Here is a 21,508-nt window from a genome sequence, read left to right on the forward strand (position 1 = left end):
AGCTTCCCCCTACATCCGGAACCGCTCGGGCACGAAGCTGAGGTCCGTGGCTTCCGCGACGGCTAGACCGATCTGTTGTTCCAAGATCACCGGTGACACCGGTGGCTGGTAGTCCTTCAACGCTTCGGCGAGTGCCGCGCATTCGGTGAGATCCGTGGTCTTGGTGACACGGTACGCTTTCACCGCGAGCGCCTCCGCGGCACCGGGCGTGAGCAGATCCGGAATTTTCGCACGCAGATCTTCGGGCAAGCCTTCCGGCAGCACCAATCCCCGGCGTTTCGACAGAGCACGGATCAAACCATAGCCTTCCTCCGGCGTGCCGGTCGGGAAGAGCGGGATCTTCACGTCCACACGCCCGGGACGTTTCAGGTCCACCTCGACCAGATCGGGCCGGCTGGTGGCGAGCGCCCACAACAGGCGGCCACGATTCCGGCTCTGGCTCATCTGCTCCGCCATCATCCCATACACTCGGCCGGAGATGCCGGAGTCTCCGGATTCCGCGGAGCGTCGGCCAAGCGCCTGATCCGCTTCATCAATAAAGACGATGCAGCGGCCGAGCGCTTCCAGCAGCCGGAAGATCTTCTCCAGGTTCGCCTCGGTGGAGCCCACCCAACGGTCGCGGAAATTCTTGATCTTCACCACCGGCGCCCCGGCTTCACCCGCGAGGCATTCGACGAGGAAGGTCTTGCCGGTGCCGACGGGACCGCAGAACAGGTAGCCCATCGGCAGGGCCTGCAGGTCGTTCTTCCGCCACAGCGCGATGTCCTGCCGCAGCCATTTCTTCACGCCTTCCTGACCGTGGAGGTCATCGAGCGTGCGGCCGGATTGGATGAACTCGATCAGGCCCTGTGCATCCTCCTCCACAAGCTGCTTCTTCAACTCCACCAGATCGGCATCCGTGATCGGAGCTGCCGCATGCTGGCGGCGCTGGAGCAGCGAGGCCACGGCATGAAGCGTGGAACCCACCAAGGCTGCGGCCGGTTCACCCAGTCGACCACTGAAAGGAGCAAGCGCTTTCGGACAGGCGGGCTCCAGGATCTCCAACGCAGCCTCCACCGCCCCCGCATCCGGCAACGGCACCGTGAGTCTTGCGGCGCGGGCGTTCTGTGCGACCAAACGATGGAGATCGCTGAAGTTCTCCGTGATCAGGAAGCTGGCACAATGGTGGCCGGTGATCATCGGATCGGTGGACCACTCGCGGATCTGCAAGGCCATCGCGCTGGTTTCGGGATTGCTGCCACCGGCGGACGCGGGCACCACCAGATCGGCGGCGCGCACGATGACCGCCACGCGGATCGCGCGTTCCGGCTTCATCGCCGCGAGGTTCGCGCAGAACCGCAGGTAATGGGTGATCACGTGCACCGCCTCACGCGGCGCGGACGGCAACTCGCGTTCGCCGAACGACGGCCACTTCGCGAACGTCTCGCCGCCCTTTTCGACCCGCATCCCGTTGCCGAGATCGTAGCTGAGAATGACATCGAAGCGCTGGAGCAGCGTGTCCTTCAAAAAGCCTTCCAAGGGCACCAGCCGCGGCGTGCCCGCAACCGTGGCCACCAAGCGGTCGCCGATGTTGCCATGAAGGATGAACTGCGAGGCCGCTCCCGATTCATAGAGGGAGATCAGTTCCTGCGCCCATGAGGGCATTCCGGGAGCGGGCATGAAAAATGGGTATTGAGGGGTTTTCGATCAAACAATCCGATCTTGATCTTCGGTCAAACCATGGGCGTCGGAATGGGTCAAATGGCCATCATATCCGCTGACACGTGAAAGCTGCCGCCCCCTTCGATAGATCATTTGCAGCCCGTGTTCCGCATCCCAATCGCATCCGCCGCAGATCTGGACGTAGATCAAATCGTCTTCCTCCCGCTTTGTCAGCGTGAGGGAACACGGGTGAATGTGCTGCCAGACATCATCGGGAGAATCGATGTGGCATTCCAGTTGGTCTCCAAACAGCTTTGCGATGCGGAGGTAGTGCTGGTAGACGTACGGTTGTGCTTCGCGCCGCCCATCGGTGCCAAGTGCGAGAAACGCCTGAAGCGCGGCATTCGCTTCCCCCGCATCCGCTTCGTCGATTCCTTCAATGTTGGCATCCAGATCGAGCCCTTCATAAAGGGGTACTGAGATTGGGGCACAAGCCATCCAACCAGAACCATCCGGCTCGGGACGAAGTCTTCCGAGCAAGGGCACGTTCATGTCCGGACCGGCGTTGAGGCGACCAAAGACCGTTAGAGCTGCTGCTGTTCCGGAGCCATCTGCTTCTCAACCGGCGCTGACGCGGCGGCCGGGGTACTGGGAGTCGGGGTCGCCATGCCGAGCTCGGCGGCAAGGTCGGCGAGGGCGAGGTCTTCGAGGGCCTCGCGCTCGGCCTGCTTGGCTTGGAACTGGGTGGTATCGATGCTGTCGCGGGCGACGCGGGCGCGGCCTGCGGCTTCGGTCTTCTGCTCCTCCACCATCTCATGGAGACGCGACAATGTATCGCCGCTGCCACCGATGGAGGACAGCATGCCGGACGCCATCTCGTTCATCTCGGCGAGAGCCTTCTGCATCTTGAGGCCATCGAGATCGCGGCGCAGGGACTCGATTTTCTCGCGGGCGGTTTTGATCGCGGAATCGCGGGCGGCGACGAGTTCCTTGTAGGTCTTCTCGGCATCGCCGAGCTGGCCGCGGTTGTCGGCGAGCTCCTTGCGGAGGTTCTGAAGCTGGAGGGCGATTTCACCGGCGAGGCGCTGGTTGCCCGCGCGGAGGTTGGCGGCGGCGCGGGCACGCAGGTCCTGCTCGTCCCGCTCCTGGCGCTTCACCTGGGCGATGAGCTTCTCACACAGCCCGGCGTGCGCGGCGAGGCCTTGGTTGAACTGCGCGATCTGCGTGCGGAGGTTTTCCTTCTCCAGTTCGAGCAAGGCCTCGGGATTGCGCTTCTCCATGCCGGAGACGAACAGGCCGATGAAGCCGCGGAAGAGATTGGCGATGCGTTTGAACATGGCGGTATGGGAGAGGATGTTAGAGGAAAGGCGGGTGTTTGCAGATTCCAAAAAGCACCGGCGATTACACGGATAGGCTCATGGGAACATGAAACGGGCGGGTATGGCGAGGCGGATCATTCGCTCTGAGCGACACGGCTGGTGAGAGGCGGCGGGCCGCTTCGGACCGGCAGCGCGGCGGAGAGCAGTGGCGGCGGCACTTCATCGAGCAACAGACCACCCACCGAGGCATCGGCGAAGGCGCGCTCGGAGGATTGGAGCGAGGAAGAAATGCTGTCCACCTGGGCGGCGAGTTCGCCGGAATCACGCAGGGTCATGCCGACTTCGCAGAGGCGGTTGATCTGTTGCTCGGTCTTGTCGATCTCCGCGCAAACCAGTTCCCAGTTCTCTCCGGCCTGCTGGTGGTTTTCCAAACGCTCGCGGACGGTGGCGATGCGTTCGCGGATCGAAGTGACAAGGCGGCTCTCCGGGCCATCCGCGCCACCGGGCTGCTTGCCCTGCGCTTCCTTGAGCTGGGTTTCGGAACGGGAAAGCTCGGCGATGATCGATTCGCGGCTGGTGGTGGCGAGGAAGCGTTCCAGGCCGGACTTCTGGTGCAGGAGTTTCAGGAACAACCACAGCATGCGGTCGAGGCCCTCGCCGCGGAACTGGTCGGCCATGCCGGGTTCCTTCGAGTCCATGTTGCGGCGCAGTTCCAGCAGATCGGAACAACGCTGGCGCAACGCGGCGAAACGCTGGGTATCCGCGGTGGAGAGGAAGGACATCAGTTGCTCAAGCTGGGCGGACGAGGCCACGGACTGCGGGCGCGGCACCATCTTCTGGCCGCGCAGCACCCGCTGGAACCGCGGGTTCAGGCCGAGGAAGCCGAGGTAGGCCAGTTCCAGTCCACCGAGAATCGCGAGCACGCCAAGCGGCACGCCGCTGAGCAGAGCGAAGACTCCGCCCGCCCCCACGCCGAGGAGATTCCAATGCCATTTGGCAGCCCGCGCGAGGGACGCTCCCAAACCTTCTTCACTCATGACTCCATCTCTCCATTCTACAGCGCTGGTTTACCAGCCTGATCGAGCAGGCGGCGCACTTCCTTCACCGAGGACAGGAAGGCGGGCTCCACCTGCATTTCCGCCGCCGGACGATCCGGCGGCATGACCGCCAGCTGGTGGACGATCGTCCCCGGCGACGGACTGAAGATAAACACGCGGTCACCGAGATAGACGGCTTCCGATACATCATGTGTCACGAAAAACACGGTGGCCTCCAGCTCGCGCCACAGTTTCACCAACAGGTCCTGCATGTTCTGGCGGGTGCCGGGATCGAGCGCGCCGAAGGGTTCGTCCATCAGGATGATCCGTGGATGCATGATCAGGGTGCGGGCGATGGCCACACGCTGGTTCATGCCGCCGCTGAGCTGGTGCGGATACTTGCCGCCGTCCTTCTTCGGATCGAGGCCGACCTTGGCGATCCACTCATTGGCCCGCTCGATGCGTTCCTTGTCCGGCACATGCGCGCATTCGAGACCGAAGCCGACGTTCTCCAACACCGTGCGGTGAGGGAAGTTCGCGTAGTCCTGGAACACGAACCCGCGGTCCGGGCCGGGGCCCTCCACCGGCTGGCCATGCACCAGCACCTCGCCGGTGGTGGCGGGGAAATGCGGAGCCAGCCCGGCGATCAGGCGCAACACGGTGCTCTTGCCGCAACCGCTCGGGCCGAGAATCCCGATGAACTCACCGACATCCGGCGTGTCCTCGATGTGGAAGCTGATGTCGCGTATCGAAGTGAATTCATTCCGCGTGCCGGGGTGGTACACCTTCGACACGTTCTTGAAGTCGACGATGCGCGGCAGCGTCGGATCGGATGCCACCGGCTTGAGTTCGCACGGGGCGTCACCGGTCTGGAGTTCAGTCCTGGCCATGTTTCAAGTGAGGGAATGCCTGGCGCTGGATCCACAGGATCAGCTTGTCGATGGCCCATGCGAGAAGGGCGATGGCGATCAGGCAAAGGTAGATGTGTTCCCGGGGCCCTTGGCGCTGGCTGAGGTTGATCAGCGCGCCGAGGCCCCGCTTCGCATTGATGACCTCGGCGAGCATGATGTAGCCGAAAGCCAGGCCGAAGAGCAGGCGCAGGCTGTTCACCACGTCCGGCATGGCCATTGGCATGATCACCTTCCGCAATGTTTGATGGCTGAGGATCGGAAACCACAGGCCGAAGCCGAGAACGAAACCGATGGTGGCACGGATCCAGAATTTGCCGGTGGCCATGGCCTCAAGGAATGGATTCGGCTCGGGAGCGCCGGGGATCGCTTCCACCACCACGTTCATGCTGCCCTGTTCCTGGAGGAACTGCCAGCCGAGCGAGGCGATGAGGGCATAGATCAATCCTACCAGACACGAAAGGCGCAGGCCCTTCGACCAGTTCCGTTTCGCCCCCAGCGTGTAGGCGGTTTCCAGAAAGCGGTCCGGAACCGCGCGGGCAGCCGAGGTAGTGTCGAACAATACGAAAGTCACCGCGGCGAGAAAGATGAACATCACTTTCTGAACCTCGCCCAGACCGAACCAGATGAGCGTGAGCGGGATCAACGCGGCGATGGGAATATTGCGGCCGAAGATGCTGATCGGCTTCAACATCGCGCCGATGCGGAAATAGCTGCCCGCGAGCAACCCGAGCGGCACGGCGATGGCCGCCGCGATCAGGAAGCCTGCAAGCACGCGACCCAGACTGACCATCGCGCTGATGGAGAGACCGCGCTCGAACCACAGAGACGGGAAAGTCGAGAATGTCTCCTTGATGCTGGGCAGCGTGTAGGGATCGAGAATGCGGGCATCGCTCTCGCCACGGGTGAGAATCCACCACACGAAGAACACCAGCCCGATCATCGCCACGCCGAGCAGGCTGCCCTCGAGCAACGAAGGCTCGTCACGCAGCGTGCCGAAACGCTTCAGCCATGCGGCCAGCGGATGGCGCTTCTTCGGCACGAGGGAGCCGGATTCCTTGGTGCGATCGGACATGGCGTCAGGAGTGGATGAGGAGCGTGGCGGCCATCTCGCTCCGCTCGATGGCGGCCACGTTTTTCACTCGGTCGGATTCTCCAAGGCGATAACCTTGATCTCCACGCGGCGGTTCTTGGCGTGGTTCATCGGATCTTCGGCATCGAAGGGGCGGTCCCAACCGATGCCATCGACCACGAACTGGTTCGGGTTGAAGTTCGGGAACTTCTTCACCAGTTCGGTCTTCACCGCGGCGGCGCGGTTCGAGGACAGCTCCTTCACCATCTGGGCGCTGACCTGACCCTTCATGCTGGCATCGGTGTGACCTTCCACCACGATGTTCGCGGCACCGTACTGGGCGGCGAGCTTGCCGACTTCCTCCAGCACCGGATCGACGTTCGGCTCGTAGGGCTTCTCGATGTCCTTGCCGTTCTCACGCACGGTCACCGTTTTCCGGAGCTCCCAGGAGTTCGGATAGAAGTGGAGCGTGATGACCTTGGTGAGGATCTCGCTGCCTTCGACCTTCAGCGTCTGGACCGACTTCGGCGCGAAGTTGATCTGGTATTCGTTGCGGCTCGATTTGAAAGGCTCCTCGTTCTCCAGCTTCTGGAGGATCGAGAAATCCATGACCTGGTCGAAGGGCACCTGCTGCTGGATGCGGTTCATCTTGCGATACAGCAGGTAGGCGGTGTTCCAGGTGCGCTCGAAGTTGGCGGGGTTGTTCTGGTTGAGGAAGAACTCGCGGTTCTCGGCGTAGTTGGTCGAATGGGCGTCGCCCAGCATGCCGAGCGTGTCGGCCTCCGGGATGCTGTAGAGCTTCGACATGTGGGAGGCGGCCTGCTTGCGGCCTTCCTCGGTCTTCATCTTCTCCATGCCGGCGAAGACGCCGCGGACGAGGCCTTCGCAGATGTCCGGATTGTCACGGGCGAAGTCGGAGCGGGCGAACCACACGTCCGCGATCAGCTTGTTCGCGGTGGCGGTGCTGACGAGGAGGTGGTTGTCCGCGATCTTGGACAGGTTGTAGATGTCCGGAGCCCATGACACGCAGGCGGCGATGCTCTTGTCCGCGCTGAAAGCAGCCGCGGCCTGGAACGCGTCCTCGGTGTAGATGAACTGGACTTCGGACGGCTGCACGCCGCCGTTCACCAGCGCATTGAGAAGGAAGTACTCGGACGGCGAGTTCTGGGCGAGCACGACCTTCTTGCCGCGCAGGTCGGAAACCGTCGGCTTGGCGGGGTCCTTCGCGGCCTTGCGGCGGATCACGATGCCGTCACCCCCGTTGGAGAAGTCCACCTGCTGATAGATGCGCGGCATCAGGCGCGGGTCCTTCTTCAGCTCGTCCATGAACAACGGCACCATGTCCAGCGTGGCCCAGCCGATGTGGACCTTGCCGGCGGCATACGCATCACGCATCGCCACGGGATTGTCGATGAGCACCAGTTCGACCTTGAACGGCTGGCCGGACGGAGTGGTCCAGATCTTGCCGGGGGCACCGCCCTCGTTCTGGAGGATGATGGGAGCCCAGCCCGCCCACACATTGAGGGCGAACTTCACAGTGCGCGCCTGCAGCGGTTCATAGGCGCTGGTGGCCTTCACCGGCGGCAGCTTCTCGCTGGGCTTGAAGGTGTATTCCTTGACGGTGGTCGGGACGTTCGAGTCCGCGGCTTCCACGCCCGACGCTTGTTTCAGGTCGTCGGCGCTGATGGTCGTCGGCGCATGTTCCCTGCCCTTCGGAAAGAGCACGTTCCGGAATCCATACGCGAGCAGGCCGGCGACAACGCAGGCGAGCACGACGAAGAACAGCGGTTTCGGTTTGGGCGATTCATTCATAGTCGTTGTGATAGGCGCGGGCCCTCATGCCGCGCGGTTTTCCATGGGGTCTTTCGTCCGCTCTGCGGGTTCCAACAGATCCCCGGAGGACCGGGTGGCCGGCGGAAGGCAAAACGGACGTCCGCTGTCCTATGAATTGTGAACAACCCCATCAATCCTTTTCGGGTTCCAAAGAGGAACCTCTTTTCCATAAGGCGGGCATCCCGGAATGATGTTCTCTATCCATCATGTCCATTCCGACTCACAGCAAGGCCATCGGCTACCTGCTCTGGATCTTCGGCTTCACCGGCGCACACCGTTTCTACTACGGCCGCACCGCGACCGGCATCCTGTGGTTCCTCACCGCGGGCCTGCTCGGCATCGGCTGGCTCATCGACCTGTTCCTCATCCCCTCGATGGAACGTGAAGCCGCCCGCACCTACACGGCAGGACGTTATGATTATACGGCCGCCTGGCTCCTCCAGACCTTCCTGGGATATTTCGGCATCCACCGCTTCTATCTCGGCAAGACCGGCACCGGTATCCTCTGGCTGCTGACCGGCGGTCTTCTTGGCATCGGCTGGTTGTACGACTTCTGCACGCTCAACGAGCAGGTGGACGAGCGCAACCGAGCCGCGTGACTAACGGGGCAGCTTCCCGACATACGGGGGTGCGAGGCTTGCCTCCGGCAGGAATGAGGATGGCAGGAGCTTCACCAGCGGTTCGCGTCCTTCGCGGGATGGATGCTTCAACCAATCCATCGCTGCGGAAACAAGCTCCGCGCACGGCGCGATGCGGATCATGGCCAGCTTCGGCCGGAACCACTGGACGCTCAGGGAACTCTCCAGCACCACCAGCGAGAGATGCTCGGGAATGCGGAGGCCGCACCGGTTGCAGAAGGACATCAATCCCGCGAGGGCCAGCGAGCTTCCTACGATGATTGCCGTAGGTGGCGTGATCCGGAACAGCTCCTCCAGAACCTCCTGCAGGCCCTCCACGGATTCGTCCCAGGCCGGATGATTGTAGGGGGAAGCCTCGACCCCCGCATCGGCCAGCGCGTCGATGAATGCCCTGAGTATCCTTCCCGGTGTCGGTGCCTCCCGGATATAGCGGTGGCAGATGAAGGCGATCCGGCGATGGCCGAGCCGGGTCAGGGTGCGCACCGCGTCACCCACCGCCAGGCTGGTGTCGATCCCGATGCTGTCCAGGTTCAGGCCCAAGGAGCGGCCTCCCAGGGCCAACACCGGCTCCGGTCGCTCCGCGAACCAGCGCAGGCTTTCCCAGGCTCCGCCGTAGATGATCCGCACATCCGCGGCGCGGTCTTTGACGAACCGCTCGAACCCACCCGCCGTCGGCTTGATCGTGCTCAGATTCGGAAAGTCCTGCGCCATCCGATGCCCGGCTTTCATGATCGCCTCCGAGAGGCCGGTCAGAACCTGCCGGTCATCCTGATCGAGAAAATGGAAATCACGGCCGATCAGGAGATCCACCCGCAGGCCATCGCGCGATGCTTCCACCGGCAGCGCGCGCACGGACCGCTTGTGTCCCTGGCTGGGTGACGAGAGGTGGCCCATCTCCGTGAGCAGCGCCAGCGCGTTGCGCACCGTCGCACGGCTCACTCCCAGTTCGGTCGCCAGATGACGTTCTCCGGGCAGGCTCGGCCATCGTCGTGTCTGCAGTCCCGTTTTGATGACTTCGGCCGTGGATTCACTGATGGAGATGGCACGCGGGAGTTGCATGGGATGAACGAAAAGCAACGGACAACAAACGCGAAAGTTACCCTGCAAGGTAGAGGGACGGAGTCAAATGGAAACTTGGGATATTCTTTGCAATCAAGATATTGCATCGAATTTCTTGTTTTGGATTTTGGGATTCGAAGAACCCTTGATGTCCGTTTTTGTGCATGAAACTTGAAACTGATAGGTAGCCATCCCGTGGTCCGCTCAACGGACCACCAATCATTCAAAGAAAATCGCAATTACTCACGGATGGGATACCACGCGGAGTGAATCCACCGGAAAGGCGGATTCCATTCCCTTGATGCGTCCTGTGCTACGCCGTTTTCGTCGGGCCCACAGGGCCGTGAAGGGTCGCCTGTTCGTTCCGGCATTTGCCGAAATTGCGCAAACCCATATGAAATCCACACTGAAGCAAACGCTGCTCGCGGCGCTTCTGCTGGCTCCCCAATCGGGATGGGCTGACGGAAGAAGCTACAACACCACCGGCACTCTCGACTGGGTGACGGTGGAAGAACGCCGGCCTTATTTCCAGGCCGGAAACTGGAGTCCATTCCTTGGCAACGGCTGTCCCGTCGTGAGCGATGAAGGCGCGTCCTTCGATTTCTACACGGGCGTCGGGGACTCGAACGGCCGTTTCTGGCATTGGTCCACCTGGCCGATCAGCAATCCGATCACTCCGGGTGACGCATTGAAGATCGCCTATCTCGGATCGACCACCAGCGGCCACGATGGCAACGGCGGTGAAGGCACTTCCGGGGGCATGACCAACCTGCCGAGCTTCGGCATCCAGGCGAATGTCTGGTACCGCTTCGCGCTGCGTTGCTGGCGTCCGGCCGATGGTACGCCGCACAAGGGCTACGCGGGCCAGTGGATGCGGGACAATTCCACCGGCAACTGGTATCACTGCGGCACCTATCAGACGCCGTTCGCTCCCCGGGGCGTCACCGGCCTCGGCGGATTCATCGAAGGCTATCCGCCCTACAACGGCGCGAAGCAGATCGATTTCCGCAACGCCTATGTCCACCAGTATGGAACTCCGGCCAGCACGATCCAGTCCGCCAGCACCATCAACATCAGTTGGAACGGACTCAATCCGAATGATCCCGATTGGAAAGGCGGCTATGCCGCGCTGAGCAGTGATGGCTCCTACGCCTTTGCCAGCAGCATGTACAAAGTCACCTCGGATCCGCTGGGGAATTCCTACACGCCGAACGTGGTCGGCACCACCAAGACGCTGACCATCACCCAGCCCTCCACGCCCGCGTTTGATGCGATCGTGGTCTCGAGCTCCAGCGCGAAGACCAGCGGCAGCCAGTTGATGGTGCAGTGGGCATCCCCCGCGACCAGTTCGCCGCAGCTCGGCTACAAGATCGAGGTGTTCAACAACTCCGGCTACACCGGCACGCCCTCGGTGACGTTCGTCGAGAACGAGCCCGAGGCGCGGCAGAAGCTGTTGGACATCACCGGAGTGGCCACCCCGTACGTGCGCCTCACCATCACTGACATCTTCGACCGCACCGGCACGCCGGTGCTCATCACGCCATCCGCCGCCACGCCCAGCGCGGCTGCCAGCGTGAGCGGCACGGTGGCGGGCCTGGGCTACCAGTACTATGAAGCCGGCGGCGGCGTGGATTGGACCACGCTGCCGACATTCGGTTCCCTGACTCCAGTCCAGCAGGGCGCGGTCGATTTCGTGGACACCAGCCCGCGCCGCCGTCGCAGCCAGTATGCCTTCAACTACAGCGGCTATCTGGAGGTGCCCACCACCGGGATTTACACCTTCTCGCTGTACTCCTTCGACAGCAGCAAGCTGGTGATCGACGGCACCGAGGTGGTGAACTTCGACGGCCAGCACCAGCCGTCCGAGAAGAGCGGCTGGATCGCCCTCGCGGCGGGAAAGCATACCGTGAGCGTCCAGTACGCCTTCTCCAGCCAGCGCGGGCAGACCACCTACTGGGATGACATCAAGCTGAACTACGAGGGTCCTGGTATTTCCAAGGCCCAGATCCCCGGCAGCGCGTGGTCACGCGTTCCCGGCGGCAGCGATCCATCCATCGCCCTCGCCACCCCGGCCAACGGAGCGACGGTCTCCGGTGCCAGCGTGCCGCTGACCGCCACGGTCACGGCCAATGGAGCGACGGTCAACAAGGTCCAGTATTTCTCCGGGCCGGTGCTCCTGGGCGAATCGACCCTCGCGCCCTACACCGTGAATGCCTTCCTGGGCGCCTCCAGCGCGAACCAACTGCGGGCCCGCCTGTATTACAACAGCGGCTACACCACCGACTCCGGCCCCCAGACCGCGCTGACCACCACCAACATGGATGTCAGCCCATGGACGCTCAGCGCGATCGGCTCCCAGCACCTCTATCCGACCGGCGGCAGGCTCCTGGGAGACACCCTCGGCCTGACCGGCGATTCGTTCAATACATTGACACGCCAGGTCACGGGAGACTGCACGCTGATCGCCCGTCTTTCGGACATCACCAGCGCGGGCACCCTGCCGGACGGAACCACTCCGGACAGCAGCGCGAAAGCGGGCATCATCCTCCGTGCGACCCTGAATCCGGACACCGGCAATCCGCTGGGAGGAAACTCGAACAGCACCCGCTACGCCGCGATCTTCGGCGAGGTCAACGGTGGAACCTACTACGAAGACAGTACGATGGCGGGCGGCAACGGTGCGCCGGACCGGACATCGGAGAACCTCGGCGGAGGGAACAAATGGTTCAAGCTGGTCCGCACCGGCGACACCTTCGTCAGCTCGATCTCGCAGAATGGCACCACCTGGACCCAGGTGAACAGCGTGACCATCAGCGGCATCGGTTCCACCCTCTATGCCGGGGTGTTCCAGTTCACCTCATGGAACCTGCTCCAGTACATTCCGCATGCCGGCTTCGACAACGTGAGCCTGTCCGGTACGATCACCGGCGCGCCGAGCGCAACCGTCTCACCGGCCAGCACCACCGAGTTCACCGGCCAGAGCATCACGCTGAAGTCAGCCGTGGTCGGCCAACCCGGCTACACTTACCAGTGGCAGAAGAATGGCGTGAATATCTCCGGTGCTACCTCCGCGACCCTCACACTGACCAACCTCCAGCCGGGCAACAGCGGCATCTACCGCGTACTGGTCACCACCGCCAATGGCAGTGCCACCAGCAGTACTTCCACCCTCACCGTGCGTACTCCCACGCCGTATGACGCGGCCGTCCTTGCGGCCTCGCCGCTGGCCTGCTGGCGTCTGAATGAAAGCGCCGGACCGGTGATCGCGGATTCCGCGGGCAACCTCAATGGCACCGCGCTCGGCGGCTTGGGCTACGTTTCCAGCACGCTCGGCACCACACCCTACAACGGCTTCGAGCCTTCTCAAAAGGTGATCGAACTGAACGGCACCGATGCCGATGTGGCACTGCCGCCGCTGAACCTGACCTCCAACTCGGCGACCATCGCCGGCTGGATCAAGCGCAACGGCTCGCAAACCGCGTGGTCCGGGATCTTCTATTCCCGTGACGGCGGCACCCAGGCAGGCCTGCACTTCGGTTCGTCCAACGACCTGCACTACACTTGGAACAACACCAACTGGGGCTGGGGCTCCGGCCTGGTGCCGACCGATGGGCAATGGACCTTCGTGGCGCTCGTGATCGAGCCGACCAAGGCCACGATCTACATGGGGAATAATGGCAGCCTGACCTCGGCGGTGAACACCACCAGCCACACGACGGAGGCCTTCGCCGGCACGACCTACCTGGGCTGGGACACCAACCAGTCCTCGCGCCGCTTCAAGGGCCAGATGAGCGAGTTCTCCATCTACAACCAGGCACTGAGCTCCACCCAGTTGACCGCACTCCGGGATGCGGCACTGGCTTCCTCGCCCGCAGTCACGCTGACCACGCCTGCTTCACCGGTCGCGCCGACCGTGAACCTGTCCGCGAGCGTCACCGCGAATGGCACGACCATCAACAAGGTGCAGTTCTACAACGGCACCACCCTGCTGGGTGAATCCGCCGCCGCTCCGTACTACTATACGTGGGATGGCGTCGCTGCCGGAACCTACACCATCACCGCGAATGTCGTTTACAATGGCACGGCCCAGATGTCGTCCGCTCCGGCGATCATCACCGTGGCCGCGGCTCCGTCCAACCCACTGCCCTACGGCTGGGCCTCGCAGGACGTGGGCTCGGTCGGTGTGGCGGGCAGCGCGAGCTGGTCTGCGGGCACCTACACGATGTCCGGTTCCGGCTCCGATGTCTGGGGAAGCTCGGATCAATTCCGCTACAGCTACCAGGCCATTACCGGTGACTGTGACATCCGCGCACGCGTCACTTCGGAAACCAACACCCACGAATGGGCGCGGGCGGGCGTGATGATCCGCGAGACACTGGATGCGAATTCGAAGCACGCCGACGTGTTCGTCACTCCCGGCCATGGCTTCAATCTCCAGTACCGCACCAGCACCGGTGGTGGCAGCAGTTCGACCAGCGGCCCGGCGCTCAATGCCTATCCGAACAACTGGGTGCGTCTGGTGCGCGCGGGCAATCTGTTCACGGCCTACAGCTCGGCGGATGGAACCACCTGGACCACCATCGGCTCGACCACAATCACCATGGGCTCACCGGTGTATGCCGGCCTGCTGGTGTGCAGCGTCTCAAACAGCACGTTGTGCACCGCCACCTTCGACAGGGTTTCGGTCGTCGCGGTGCCGAGTCCGTGGCAGTCCCAGGACATCGGTTCGACCGGCATCGCCGGAAGCGCGATCAACAACGGCGGCATTTACACGCTCAGTGCCTCCGGTGCGGACATCTGGGGCACGGCGGATGCCTTCCGCTACACCTATCAGGCCGCGACGGGTGATTGCGACATCATCGCGCGCGTCAACGGAGTGGCGAATACCGATGGCTGGGCGAAAGCGGGCGTGATGATCCGTGAAACGCTGGCGGCGAACTCGACCCACGCCTCCGTCTACATCAGCCCGTCCAATGGTGTGGCGTTCCAGAACCGCACCACCACCGGCGGCAGCTCGAACAACGTGCAGAACACCGGCATCACCGCGCCGGTCTGGCTGCGGGTGAACCGCACCGGCAGCGCGTTCACCGCCTATCGTTCCACCGATGGCTCCACGTGGACGACCGTCGGCTCCACGACCATCACCATGGGCACGAGCGTTTACATCGGCCTCGCCGAAACGAGCCACAACAACAGCCTGCTCGGTCGCGCGCAGATCGACAACGTCACCGCGACTCCCTGAGATCCGCAACGCTTGTTCTTCCCAAGCCTTCCCCGCCTCATGTGCGGGGAAGGTTTTTTCATTTCAACTCCCCTCCGTCTTTCCCTTCTTTTCCTTCCGCCCGTCCATTTCATTCCGCGCCTCGGCGGCGAGCTTGAGGAACTTCTCCCGGATCTCATCGAGCTCCTTGTCCTCCAGTTCTTCAAGATCGAGCAGTCCGTTGTTCGCGCCTTCCACCACGCGGATGATCTCGTCGAGCTTGATCTGGAGGGCTTCCGAGTCGCGGTTCTGGGTGTTCTGGATCAGGAACACCATCAGGAAGGTGACGATGGTGGTGCTGGTGTTGATCACGAGCTGCCAGGTATCGTTGTATTTGCAAGCCGGTCCGAAGCAGGCCCAGACGACGAGCAGGAGTACCGCTCCGGCGAAGGTGGCCGGCTTGCCCGCGTAGCCGGACGTTTTCTTGGCAAAACGGGTGAACCAGGAGTTTTTGCGGGTGACCATGGCAGGTGAATGAAGTTCCAACCTGCACACTAACGGCATCCCTATGGGAATCAAATGACGGCGCGAAGGATTCTCTGGTGCCACCGCCACAGGTCCGCCATGGTGCGGACAGCCATGAAGTTTCCGGCCCCGCGTTCCTGGATCTGCCTGCTCGCCCTTTCCTCTCCGCTCCATGCCGCACCGGCCTACCCCGTCGCGCGCGAGGTGGACGTTTCCGACGACTACCACGGCACCAGGGTTGCGGACCCGTACCGCTGGCTGGAAGATGACAATTCGAAGGAAACCAAGGCCTGGGCCGCGGCGGAAAACAAGGTGACCCGTGCCTGGCTGGATGCCAACCCGCGCCGGGAAACAATCCGCAAGCGCCTCCGCGAACTCTGGAACTACCAGCGCGTGGGCACGCCGTTCCGCTATGGCAGCAAGTGGTTCACCTACCGCAACAGCGGCCTCCAGAACCACGGCGTACTGTATGTATCGGACTCGCCCGAAGGCGAGGCGAAGGTACTGCTCGATCCCAACAAGCTCTCGAAGGACGGCACCGTTTCGGTAGAGAACGAGTCCGCCAGTACCGATGGCAAGCTGCTGGCCTACGCGGTTTCCTCCGCCGGCAGCGATTGGCAGGAGATCCGGGTCCGCGACACGACCACCACCAAGGATCTCAAGGACGTGGTGAAGTGGGTGAAGTTCAGCGGCATTTCATGGGCAAAGGACGGCAGCGGCTTCTATTACAGCCGCTACGACGAACCGAAGAAGGGCGCGGCGCTGACCGACAAGAATGAGTTCCAAAAGCTCTATTTCCACAAGCTCGGTACTCCGCAATCGGCGGACCCGCTGGTGTATGAGCGCAAGGATCATCCCGAATGGGGCATCGGAGGTGATGTCACGGAGGACGGAAGTTATCTCATCATCACCTCCAGCGAGGGCACGGAGGAAAAGACCCGCGTGTTCTACAAGGATCTGTCGCAGCCGGATGCCAAGGTGGTGGACCTGCTGCCGGAGGGCGATGCGGAGTTCAGCTTCATCGACAACGACGGGCCGGTGTTCCTTTTCAAAACCGACTTGAATGGGCCCCGTGGACGCGTGGTCGCCATCGACACCCGCGAGCCCGGCCGCGACAAGTGGAAGGAGATCATTCCGGAATCGAAGGACCTGCTGCAGGGCATCTCCACCGTCGGCGGAGTGCTGACCTGCCACTACCTTCAGGATGCGAAGTCGGCGCTGAAGACCTACGACCGCCAGGGGAAATTCCTCCGTGATGTGGCGTTGCCCGGAATCGGCAGCATCTACGGCCTGGAGGGCCGCCGGGAACACGAGGAAACCTACTATAACTTTAGTGGATTCACCCAGCCGGGCGCGGTCTATCGCCTCGATCCCGCCACCGGCGAAAGCACGCTGTGGAAGCAGCCGAAGGTGGGATTCAATCCGGACGACTACGAGACGAAGCAGGTCTTCTACCCGAGCAAGGACGGCACCAGGGTGCCGATGTTCATCGTCCACAAGAAGGGCCTGAAGCTCGATGGCACCAACCCGACGCTGCTCTATGGCTACGGCGGCTTCGCGATCAGCAGCCCGCCGGATTTCTCGATTCCGCGGATCGTGTGGATGGAGATGGGCGGCATCTACGCGCAGGCGAATATCCGCGGTGGCGGTGAATATGGCCGCGACTGGCATGAAGCGAGTTTCAAGACGAAGAAGCAGAACGGATTCGATGACTTCATCGGCGCGGGCGAATGGCTGATCGCGAACAAGTACACCTCGTCACCAAAACTGGCGATCCAGGGCGGCAGCAACGGCGGCCTGCTCGTCGGTGCCTGCATGGTGCAGCGGCCGGAGCTGTTCGGTGCGGCGATCCCGCAGGTGGGCGTGATGGACATGCTGCGTTTCCCGAAATTCACCATCGGCTGGGCATGGGAGGCGGAATACGGAGATCCTCAGAAGCCGGATGACTTCAAGGCCCTGTTCGCCTACTCGCCCTATCACAACCTGAAACCCGGCACGCGCTATCCGGCCACGCTGGTGATGACCGCGGACCACGATGACCGCGTGGTGCCCGCCCACAGCTTCAAGTTCGGAGCCCGCCTCCAGGAGTGCCAGCCAGAGGACGGCCCTCCGGTGCTCATCCGCGTGGAATCCAGCGCCGGCCATGGCGCGGGAACCTCGTTGACCAAGGCCATCGACCAAGCCGCGGACGAGTGGACCTTCCTGAGCAAGACACTCGGGATGGAATGAGGAAACCCGACGCCGACAAATCCGCTGGCCAGCGGACGTAGGGACGGCCAGTTCTAATTTGTCGCGTATGAAAATTCCGTCCCCGCTGGTCTGCCTGTCCGCCATCACCTGCCTCATTCATGCCGCGCCGGGCTACCCCGCCGCCCGCAAGGAAACCGTCACCGATGACTACCACAGCACCAAGGTGGCCGATCCCTATCGCTGGCTGGAGGATGACAACGCCGCGGACACCAAGGCCTGGGTGCAGGAGGAAAACAAAGTCACGCACGCTTTCCTGGATGGCATCCCGCGCCGCGAGGCGATCCGCGAGCGCCTGCGCACTCTCTGGAACTACGAACGCATCGGCGCGCCGACCGAGTACGGCGGCAAGTGGTTCTTCAGCCGCAACAGCGGCCTCCAGAACCAAGCCGTACTGATGGTCGCGGATGCCCCGGAGGCCGAGGGCAGGATCCTGCTCGACCCCAACACGCTCTCGAAGGATGGCACGGTTTCGCTCGGCGGCCAGCGCCCGAGCGAAGACGGCAAGCTGCTCGCCTATTCACTCTCCACCGGTGGCAGCGACTGGCAGGAAATCCGGGTCCGTGATGTCACCACCGGCAAGGATCTGGAAGATCATCTCAAGTGGGTGAAGTTCAGCGGCACATCCTGGAAGAAGGACGGCAGCGGCTTCTACTACAGCCGCTACGATGAGCCCAAAAAAGGCGCGGCACTGACCCAGAAGAACGAGTTCCAGAAGCTGTGCTTCCACAAGATCGGCACGCCGCAGGAACAGGACGTGATCGTCTATGAGCGCAAGGACCACGCCAACTGGGGCATCCACGGCGGAGTCACGGAAGACGGCCGCTACCTCATCATCAGCATCAGCCAGGGCACGGATCCAAAAAACCGCGTGTTCTACAAGGATCTCTCCGACGAGAACGCCAAGGTCGTCGAGCTGCTGCCGGACGCGGACGCGGAGTATGACTTCATCGACAACCAGGGGCCGGTATTCTTCTTCAAAACCGATCTCGATGCGCCGCGCGGCCGCGTGATCGCCATCGATACCCGCGAGCCCGCGCGCGCGAAGTGGAAGCAGATCATTCCGGAGAGCAAGGACCTGCTCAAAGGCATCTCGTCCGTGGGCGGGCAACTCGTCTGCCAATACCTGCAGGACGCGAAGAGCGCGGTGAAGTGCATGGATTTCGAGGGCAGGTTGATCCGCGATCTCACGCTGCCGGGCCTCGGCAGCGCGGGCGGATTCGGCGGCAAGAAGGAGGACAAGCAGACGTTCTACGGTTTCTCCACCTTCACCGAACCGGGATCGATCTACCGCCTCGATCTCGCCACCGGCGAAAGCAAGTTGTGGCGGAAACCGAAGGTCGGCTTCGACAGCGATGCTTATGAAAGCGAACAGGTCTTCTATCCGAGCAAGGATGGCACCAAGGTGCCGATGTTCATCGTCCACAAGAAGGGCCTGAAGCTGGACGGCACGAACCCGACGCTGCTCTACGGCTACGGTGGTTTCGACACCAGTCTCACGCCGGGCTTCTCGATCCCGCGCGCGGTGTGGCTGGAGATGGGTGGCGTGCTCGCGGTGGCAAACCTGCGCGGTGGCGGTGAATACGGCCGCGAGTGGCACGAAGCCGGCACCAAGCTGCGGAAGCAGAATGTCTTCGATGACTTCATCGCCGCCGGTGAATGGCTGATCTCCAACAAGTACACCTCCACACCCAAGCTCGCGATCCAAGGCGGCAGCAATGGCGGCCTGCTCGTGGGTGCCTGCCTCGTGCAGCGTCCGGATCTCTTCGGCGCGGCGATCCCGCACGTGGGCGTGATGGACATGCTGCGCTTCCACAAGTTCACCATCGGCTGGGCGTGGCAGAGCGACTACGGCAGCTCGGACAATCCGCTCGAGTTCAAGGCGCTCTACGCCTACTCCCCTTACCACAACCTCAAGCCCGGCACGCGCTATCCGGCCACGCTGGTGATGACCGCGGACCACGATGACCGCGTGGTGCCCGCACACAGCTTCAAGTTCGCCGCACGATTGCAGGAGTGCCAGCCGAAGGACGGCCCTCCGGTGCTCATCCGGATCGAATCCAGCGCCGGTCATGGCGCGGGCACGGCGCTCAACAAGAGCATCGAACAGTCCGCCGACGAGTGGACCTTCCTCTCGAAGGCACTCGACATGAAACGGGATTGATGGCCCGTTGGCGGTGGCGATGAACCTCCACACGCTCACGCAGGTCCAGGATCTCCCGATTTCCGTCGCGGAGGCCTGGACCTTTTTTTCGACGCCGGCGAACCTCCAGTCGATCACGCCGCCGGACATCGATTTCCAATTCATCGGCGATCATTCGGGGCCGATGTATGAGTGCCGCATCCTGCGTTATCGCATCGGCATCGCACCGCTTGTACGAGTGAACTGGAATACCGGGATCAAGGCCGTGCGCGAGGGACATTCGTTCGTGGACGAGCAGATCTCGGGCCCTTACCGGTTCTGGCACCACCGCCATGTGTTTGAAGCTATCGAAGACGGCACGCGCATGACGGATGAAATCCACTACGCCGTGCCTTTTGGGTTCATCGGCGATCTGCTTCACCCTTTCCTGGTGCGGAAGGAACTGGAGCGCATCTTCCAATTCCGCCGCGAGGAACTGGTGCGGCGGTTCGGGACGGTGAAGTGATCATGCTTCCCAGCAGGCGCTCTCGCACCTCTCCTCTTTGCCCTGGCAGGGGCAAAGAGATGGCAGGCGAACCGCTAGCTTCACGGGTGATCTGCGATCCACCGCTCGATGGCGAGGCGGATGCCTGCGGCCTTGTGGAGGGTTTCCTCGTATTCCTTCTGCGGATCGGAATCGGCGACAATGCCGCCACCAACATCGTAACTCAACCGCTCTCCCTCGCGAACCAGAGTGCGGATGGCGATATTGAACTGGCTCTCGCCATTGAAACCGAACCACCCGATGGCACCACAGTAGATACCGCGCTCGCGTTGCTCCAATTCAGAGATGATCTCCATCGCCCGCTTCTTCGGTGCACCCGTGATGCTGCCGCCGGGGAAACAAGCGGCCAACGCATCCACCGCCGTGACGCCTCCCCGCAATGTGCCGGTGACCGTGGACACCAGATGATGCACCTGTTCCAATGTTTCGAGCTTCAGCATTTCCGCGACATGCACGCTGCCGAACTCGCAGACCTGCCCGATGTCGTTGCGCAGAAGGTCGGTGATCATCACCAGTTCGGAAATCTCCTTGGCTGATGTCTGGAGCTCGTAGGCGCTGCGGCGGTCGTCATCCGGATCCGCGAAGCGCGGGCGCGTGCCCTTGATCGGACGGGTTTCAATACCACTGCCGGAAATGCGCAGGAACGTCTCGGGCGAAGAACTCAGCACCTCGGTTCCACCCAGCGACAACCACGCCGCCATCGGCGCGGGCGTGGCCTCGCGAAGATGGCCATACAGCGGAAACAACGATCCTCCTTCGATGGTGGCACGGAACGATTGCGAGAGATTGACCTGATAGATGTCCCCCGCCGCGATCCATTCCTGCACACGACGGACATTCGCCAGATAGGCCTCACGCGGCGTGCAGGAAGAAAACTCCCCCACCCGCACCGGCTCATCCGGCATCTCACGCAGCTCGGAGGAAAGCGCTCCGATCTCCCACCACTCGCCGCTCTCGTGGACGAAGACCAGCATCTCCGGAAACTCCCCGAAGACGAAATCCCCCTCATAGCCTACCCAGCCACACAGCCCTCCCAGCGGAAATCCACGATCCGCGGTTTCAGTTCGTGAGGCATCGAGAATCGCCTGCAAGCGAGCGCGATCCGCCGCCGCGTGAATGTTCCCCTCGATCAACCGCGCCGGGCGCGCCGCGATCACGGACACCGGCATCGGCGCACTGGAGGGCTGGTTGCCCGCGGTATCGAAAAACACCAGCCCGCCAAGATGGCGCAACCGGGCCGCCACATCGGCAGGCAGGAAACCTCCGAGGCGTGGCTGGCGGATGGCGGAACGCGTCAGCGGGTCGGCCATGATGGGCGGCAGGAAACTACCCTCCGCCCCGG

Annotated in this window: 15 protein-coding genes; 5 read left to right on the forward strand and 10 right to left on the reverse strand. The window is 62.7% G+C overall.

What is annotated here, in order from left to right:
• Positions 1–9: 9 nt before the first annotated feature.
• The 7 genes from KBB96_RS16315 to KBB96_RS16345 form a co-directional block, all read right to left on the reverse strand.
• Positions 10–1,659, reverse strand: a complete 1,650-nt coding sequence (locus KBB96_RS16315) for an AAA family ATPase (protein ID WP_211630560.1) — start codon at positions 1,657–1,659, stop codon at positions 10–12.
• Positions 1,660–1,686: 27 nt separating this feature from the next.
• Positions 1,687–2,193, reverse strand: coding sequence for a DUF6985 domain-containing protein (locus KBB96_RS16320; RefSeq protein WP_211630561.1), 507 nt, complete (start codon positions 2,191–2,193; stop codon positions 1,687–1,689).
• A 32-nt stretch (positions 2,194–2,225) separates the two neighbouring features.
• Positions 2,226–2,978, reverse strand: coding sequence for a PspA/IM30 family protein (locus KBB96_RS16325; RefSeq protein ID WP_211630562.1), 753 nt, complete (start codon positions 2,976–2,978; stop codon positions 2,226–2,228).
• A gap of 116 nt (positions 2,979–3,094) precedes the next feature.
• Complete coding sequence (locus tag KBB96_RS16330) at positions 3,095–3,997, reverse strand: hypothetical protein (RefSeq protein ID WP_211630563.1); 903 nt, start codon at positions 3,995–3,997, stop codon at positions 3,095–3,097.
• A 17-nt stretch (positions 3,998–4,014) separates the two neighbouring features.
• Positions 4,015–4,887 (reverse strand): ABC transporter ATP-binding protein, encoded by an 873-nt coding sequence (locus tag KBB96_RS16335; protein ID WP_211630564.1) that lies wholly within the window; start codon positions 4,885–4,887, stop codon positions 4,015–4,017.
• Positions 4,874–5,980, reverse strand: coding sequence for an ABC transporter permease (locus tag KBB96_RS16340; protein ID WP_211630565.1), 1,107 nt, complete (start codon positions 5,978–5,980; stop codon positions 4,874–4,876). Before KBB96_RS16340 ends, KBB96_RS16335 begins: the two co-directional genes overlap by 14 nt.
• A gap of 63 nt (positions 5,981–6,043) precedes the next feature.
• Positions 6,044–7,789: a phosphate ABC transporter substrate-binding/OmpA family protein gene (locus tag KBB96_RS16345; protein WP_211630566.1), complete on the reverse strand. Its 1,746-nt coding sequence runs from the start codon at positions 7,787–7,789 to the stop codon at positions 6,044–6,046.
• A gap of 227 nt (positions 7,790–8,016) precedes the next feature.
• Between KBB96_RS16345 and KBB96_RS16350 the strand changes: the two genes are divergently transcribed.
• Positions 8,017–8,409, forward strand: a complete 393-nt coding sequence (locus tag KBB96_RS16350; protein ID WP_211630567.1) for an NINE protein — start codon at positions 8,017–8,019, stop codon at positions 8,407–8,409.
• On the opposite strand, the gene KBB96_RS16355 is transcribed toward KBB96_RS16350, so the two are convergent.
• Positions 8,410–9,507, reverse strand: a complete 1,098-nt coding sequence (locus KBB96_RS16355) for a substrate-binding domain-containing protein (protein WP_211630568.1) — start codon at positions 9,505–9,507, stop codon at positions 8,410–8,412.
• A 394-nt stretch (positions 9,508–9,901) separates the two neighbouring features.
• On the opposite strand from KBB96_RS16355, the gene KBB96_RS16360 reads away from it, so the two are divergent.
• The gene (locus KBB96_RS16360) at positions 9,902–14,749 is read left to right on the forward strand and encodes an Ig-like domain-containing protein (protein ID WP_211630569.1); all 4,848 of its coding nucleotides are present in this window, start codon (positions 9,902–9,904) and stop codon (positions 14,747–14,749) included.
• Positions 14,750–14,812: 63 nt separating this feature from the next.
• Here KBB96_RS16360 and KBB96_RS16365 read toward each other — a convergent pair whose 3' ends face one another.
• Entirely contained in the window at positions 14,813–15,232 is a 420-nt protein-coding gene (locus KBB96_RS16365) for a low affinity iron permease family protein (protein WP_211630570.1), read from the reverse strand.
• Positions 15,233–15,346: 114 nt separating this feature from the next.
• On the opposite strand from KBB96_RS16365, the gene KBB96_RS16370 reads away from it, so the two are divergent.
• The 3 genes from KBB96_RS16370 to KBB96_RS16380 all read left to right on the forward strand — a co-directional run bounded on the left by KBB96_RS16370 (position 15,347) and on the right by KBB96_RS16380 (position 20,127).
• A complete protein-coding gene (locus KBB96_RS16370; RefSeq protein WP_211630571.1) occupies positions 15,347–17,461 on the forward strand; it encodes a prolyl oligopeptidase family serine peptidase in 2,115 nt (704 codons plus the stop codon).
• 67 nt (positions 17,462–17,528) lie between these two features.
• Positions 17,529–19,643: a prolyl oligopeptidase family serine peptidase gene (locus tag KBB96_RS16375; protein ID WP_211630572.1), complete on the forward strand. Its 2,115-nt coding sequence runs from the start codon at positions 17,529–17,531 to the stop codon at positions 19,641–19,643.
• Positions 19,644–19,662: 19 nt separating this feature from the next.
• Positions 19,663–20,127, forward strand: coding sequence for an SRPBCC family protein (locus KBB96_RS16380; protein ID WP_211630573.1), 465 nt, complete (start codon positions 19,663–19,665; stop codon positions 20,125–20,127).
• A gap of 80 nt (positions 20,128–20,207) precedes the next feature.
• On the opposite strand, the gene pabB is transcribed toward KBB96_RS16380, so the two are convergent.
• Positions 20,208–21,476 carry an aminodeoxychorismate synthase component I gene (gene pabB / locus KBB96_RS16385; RefSeq protein WP_211630574.1) on the reverse strand — a complete coding sequence of 423 codons (1,269 nt, stop codon included), beginning with the start codon at positions 21,474–21,476 and terminating at the stop codon, positions 20,208–20,210.
• Positions 21,477–21,508 lie beyond the last annotated feature (32 nt).

It is taken from the genome of Luteolibacter ambystomatis, assembly GCF_018137965.1.
Lineage (GTDB): Bacteria > Verrucomicrobiota > Verrucomicrobiia > Verrucomicrobiales > Akkermansiaceae > Luteolibacter > Luteolibacter ambystomatis.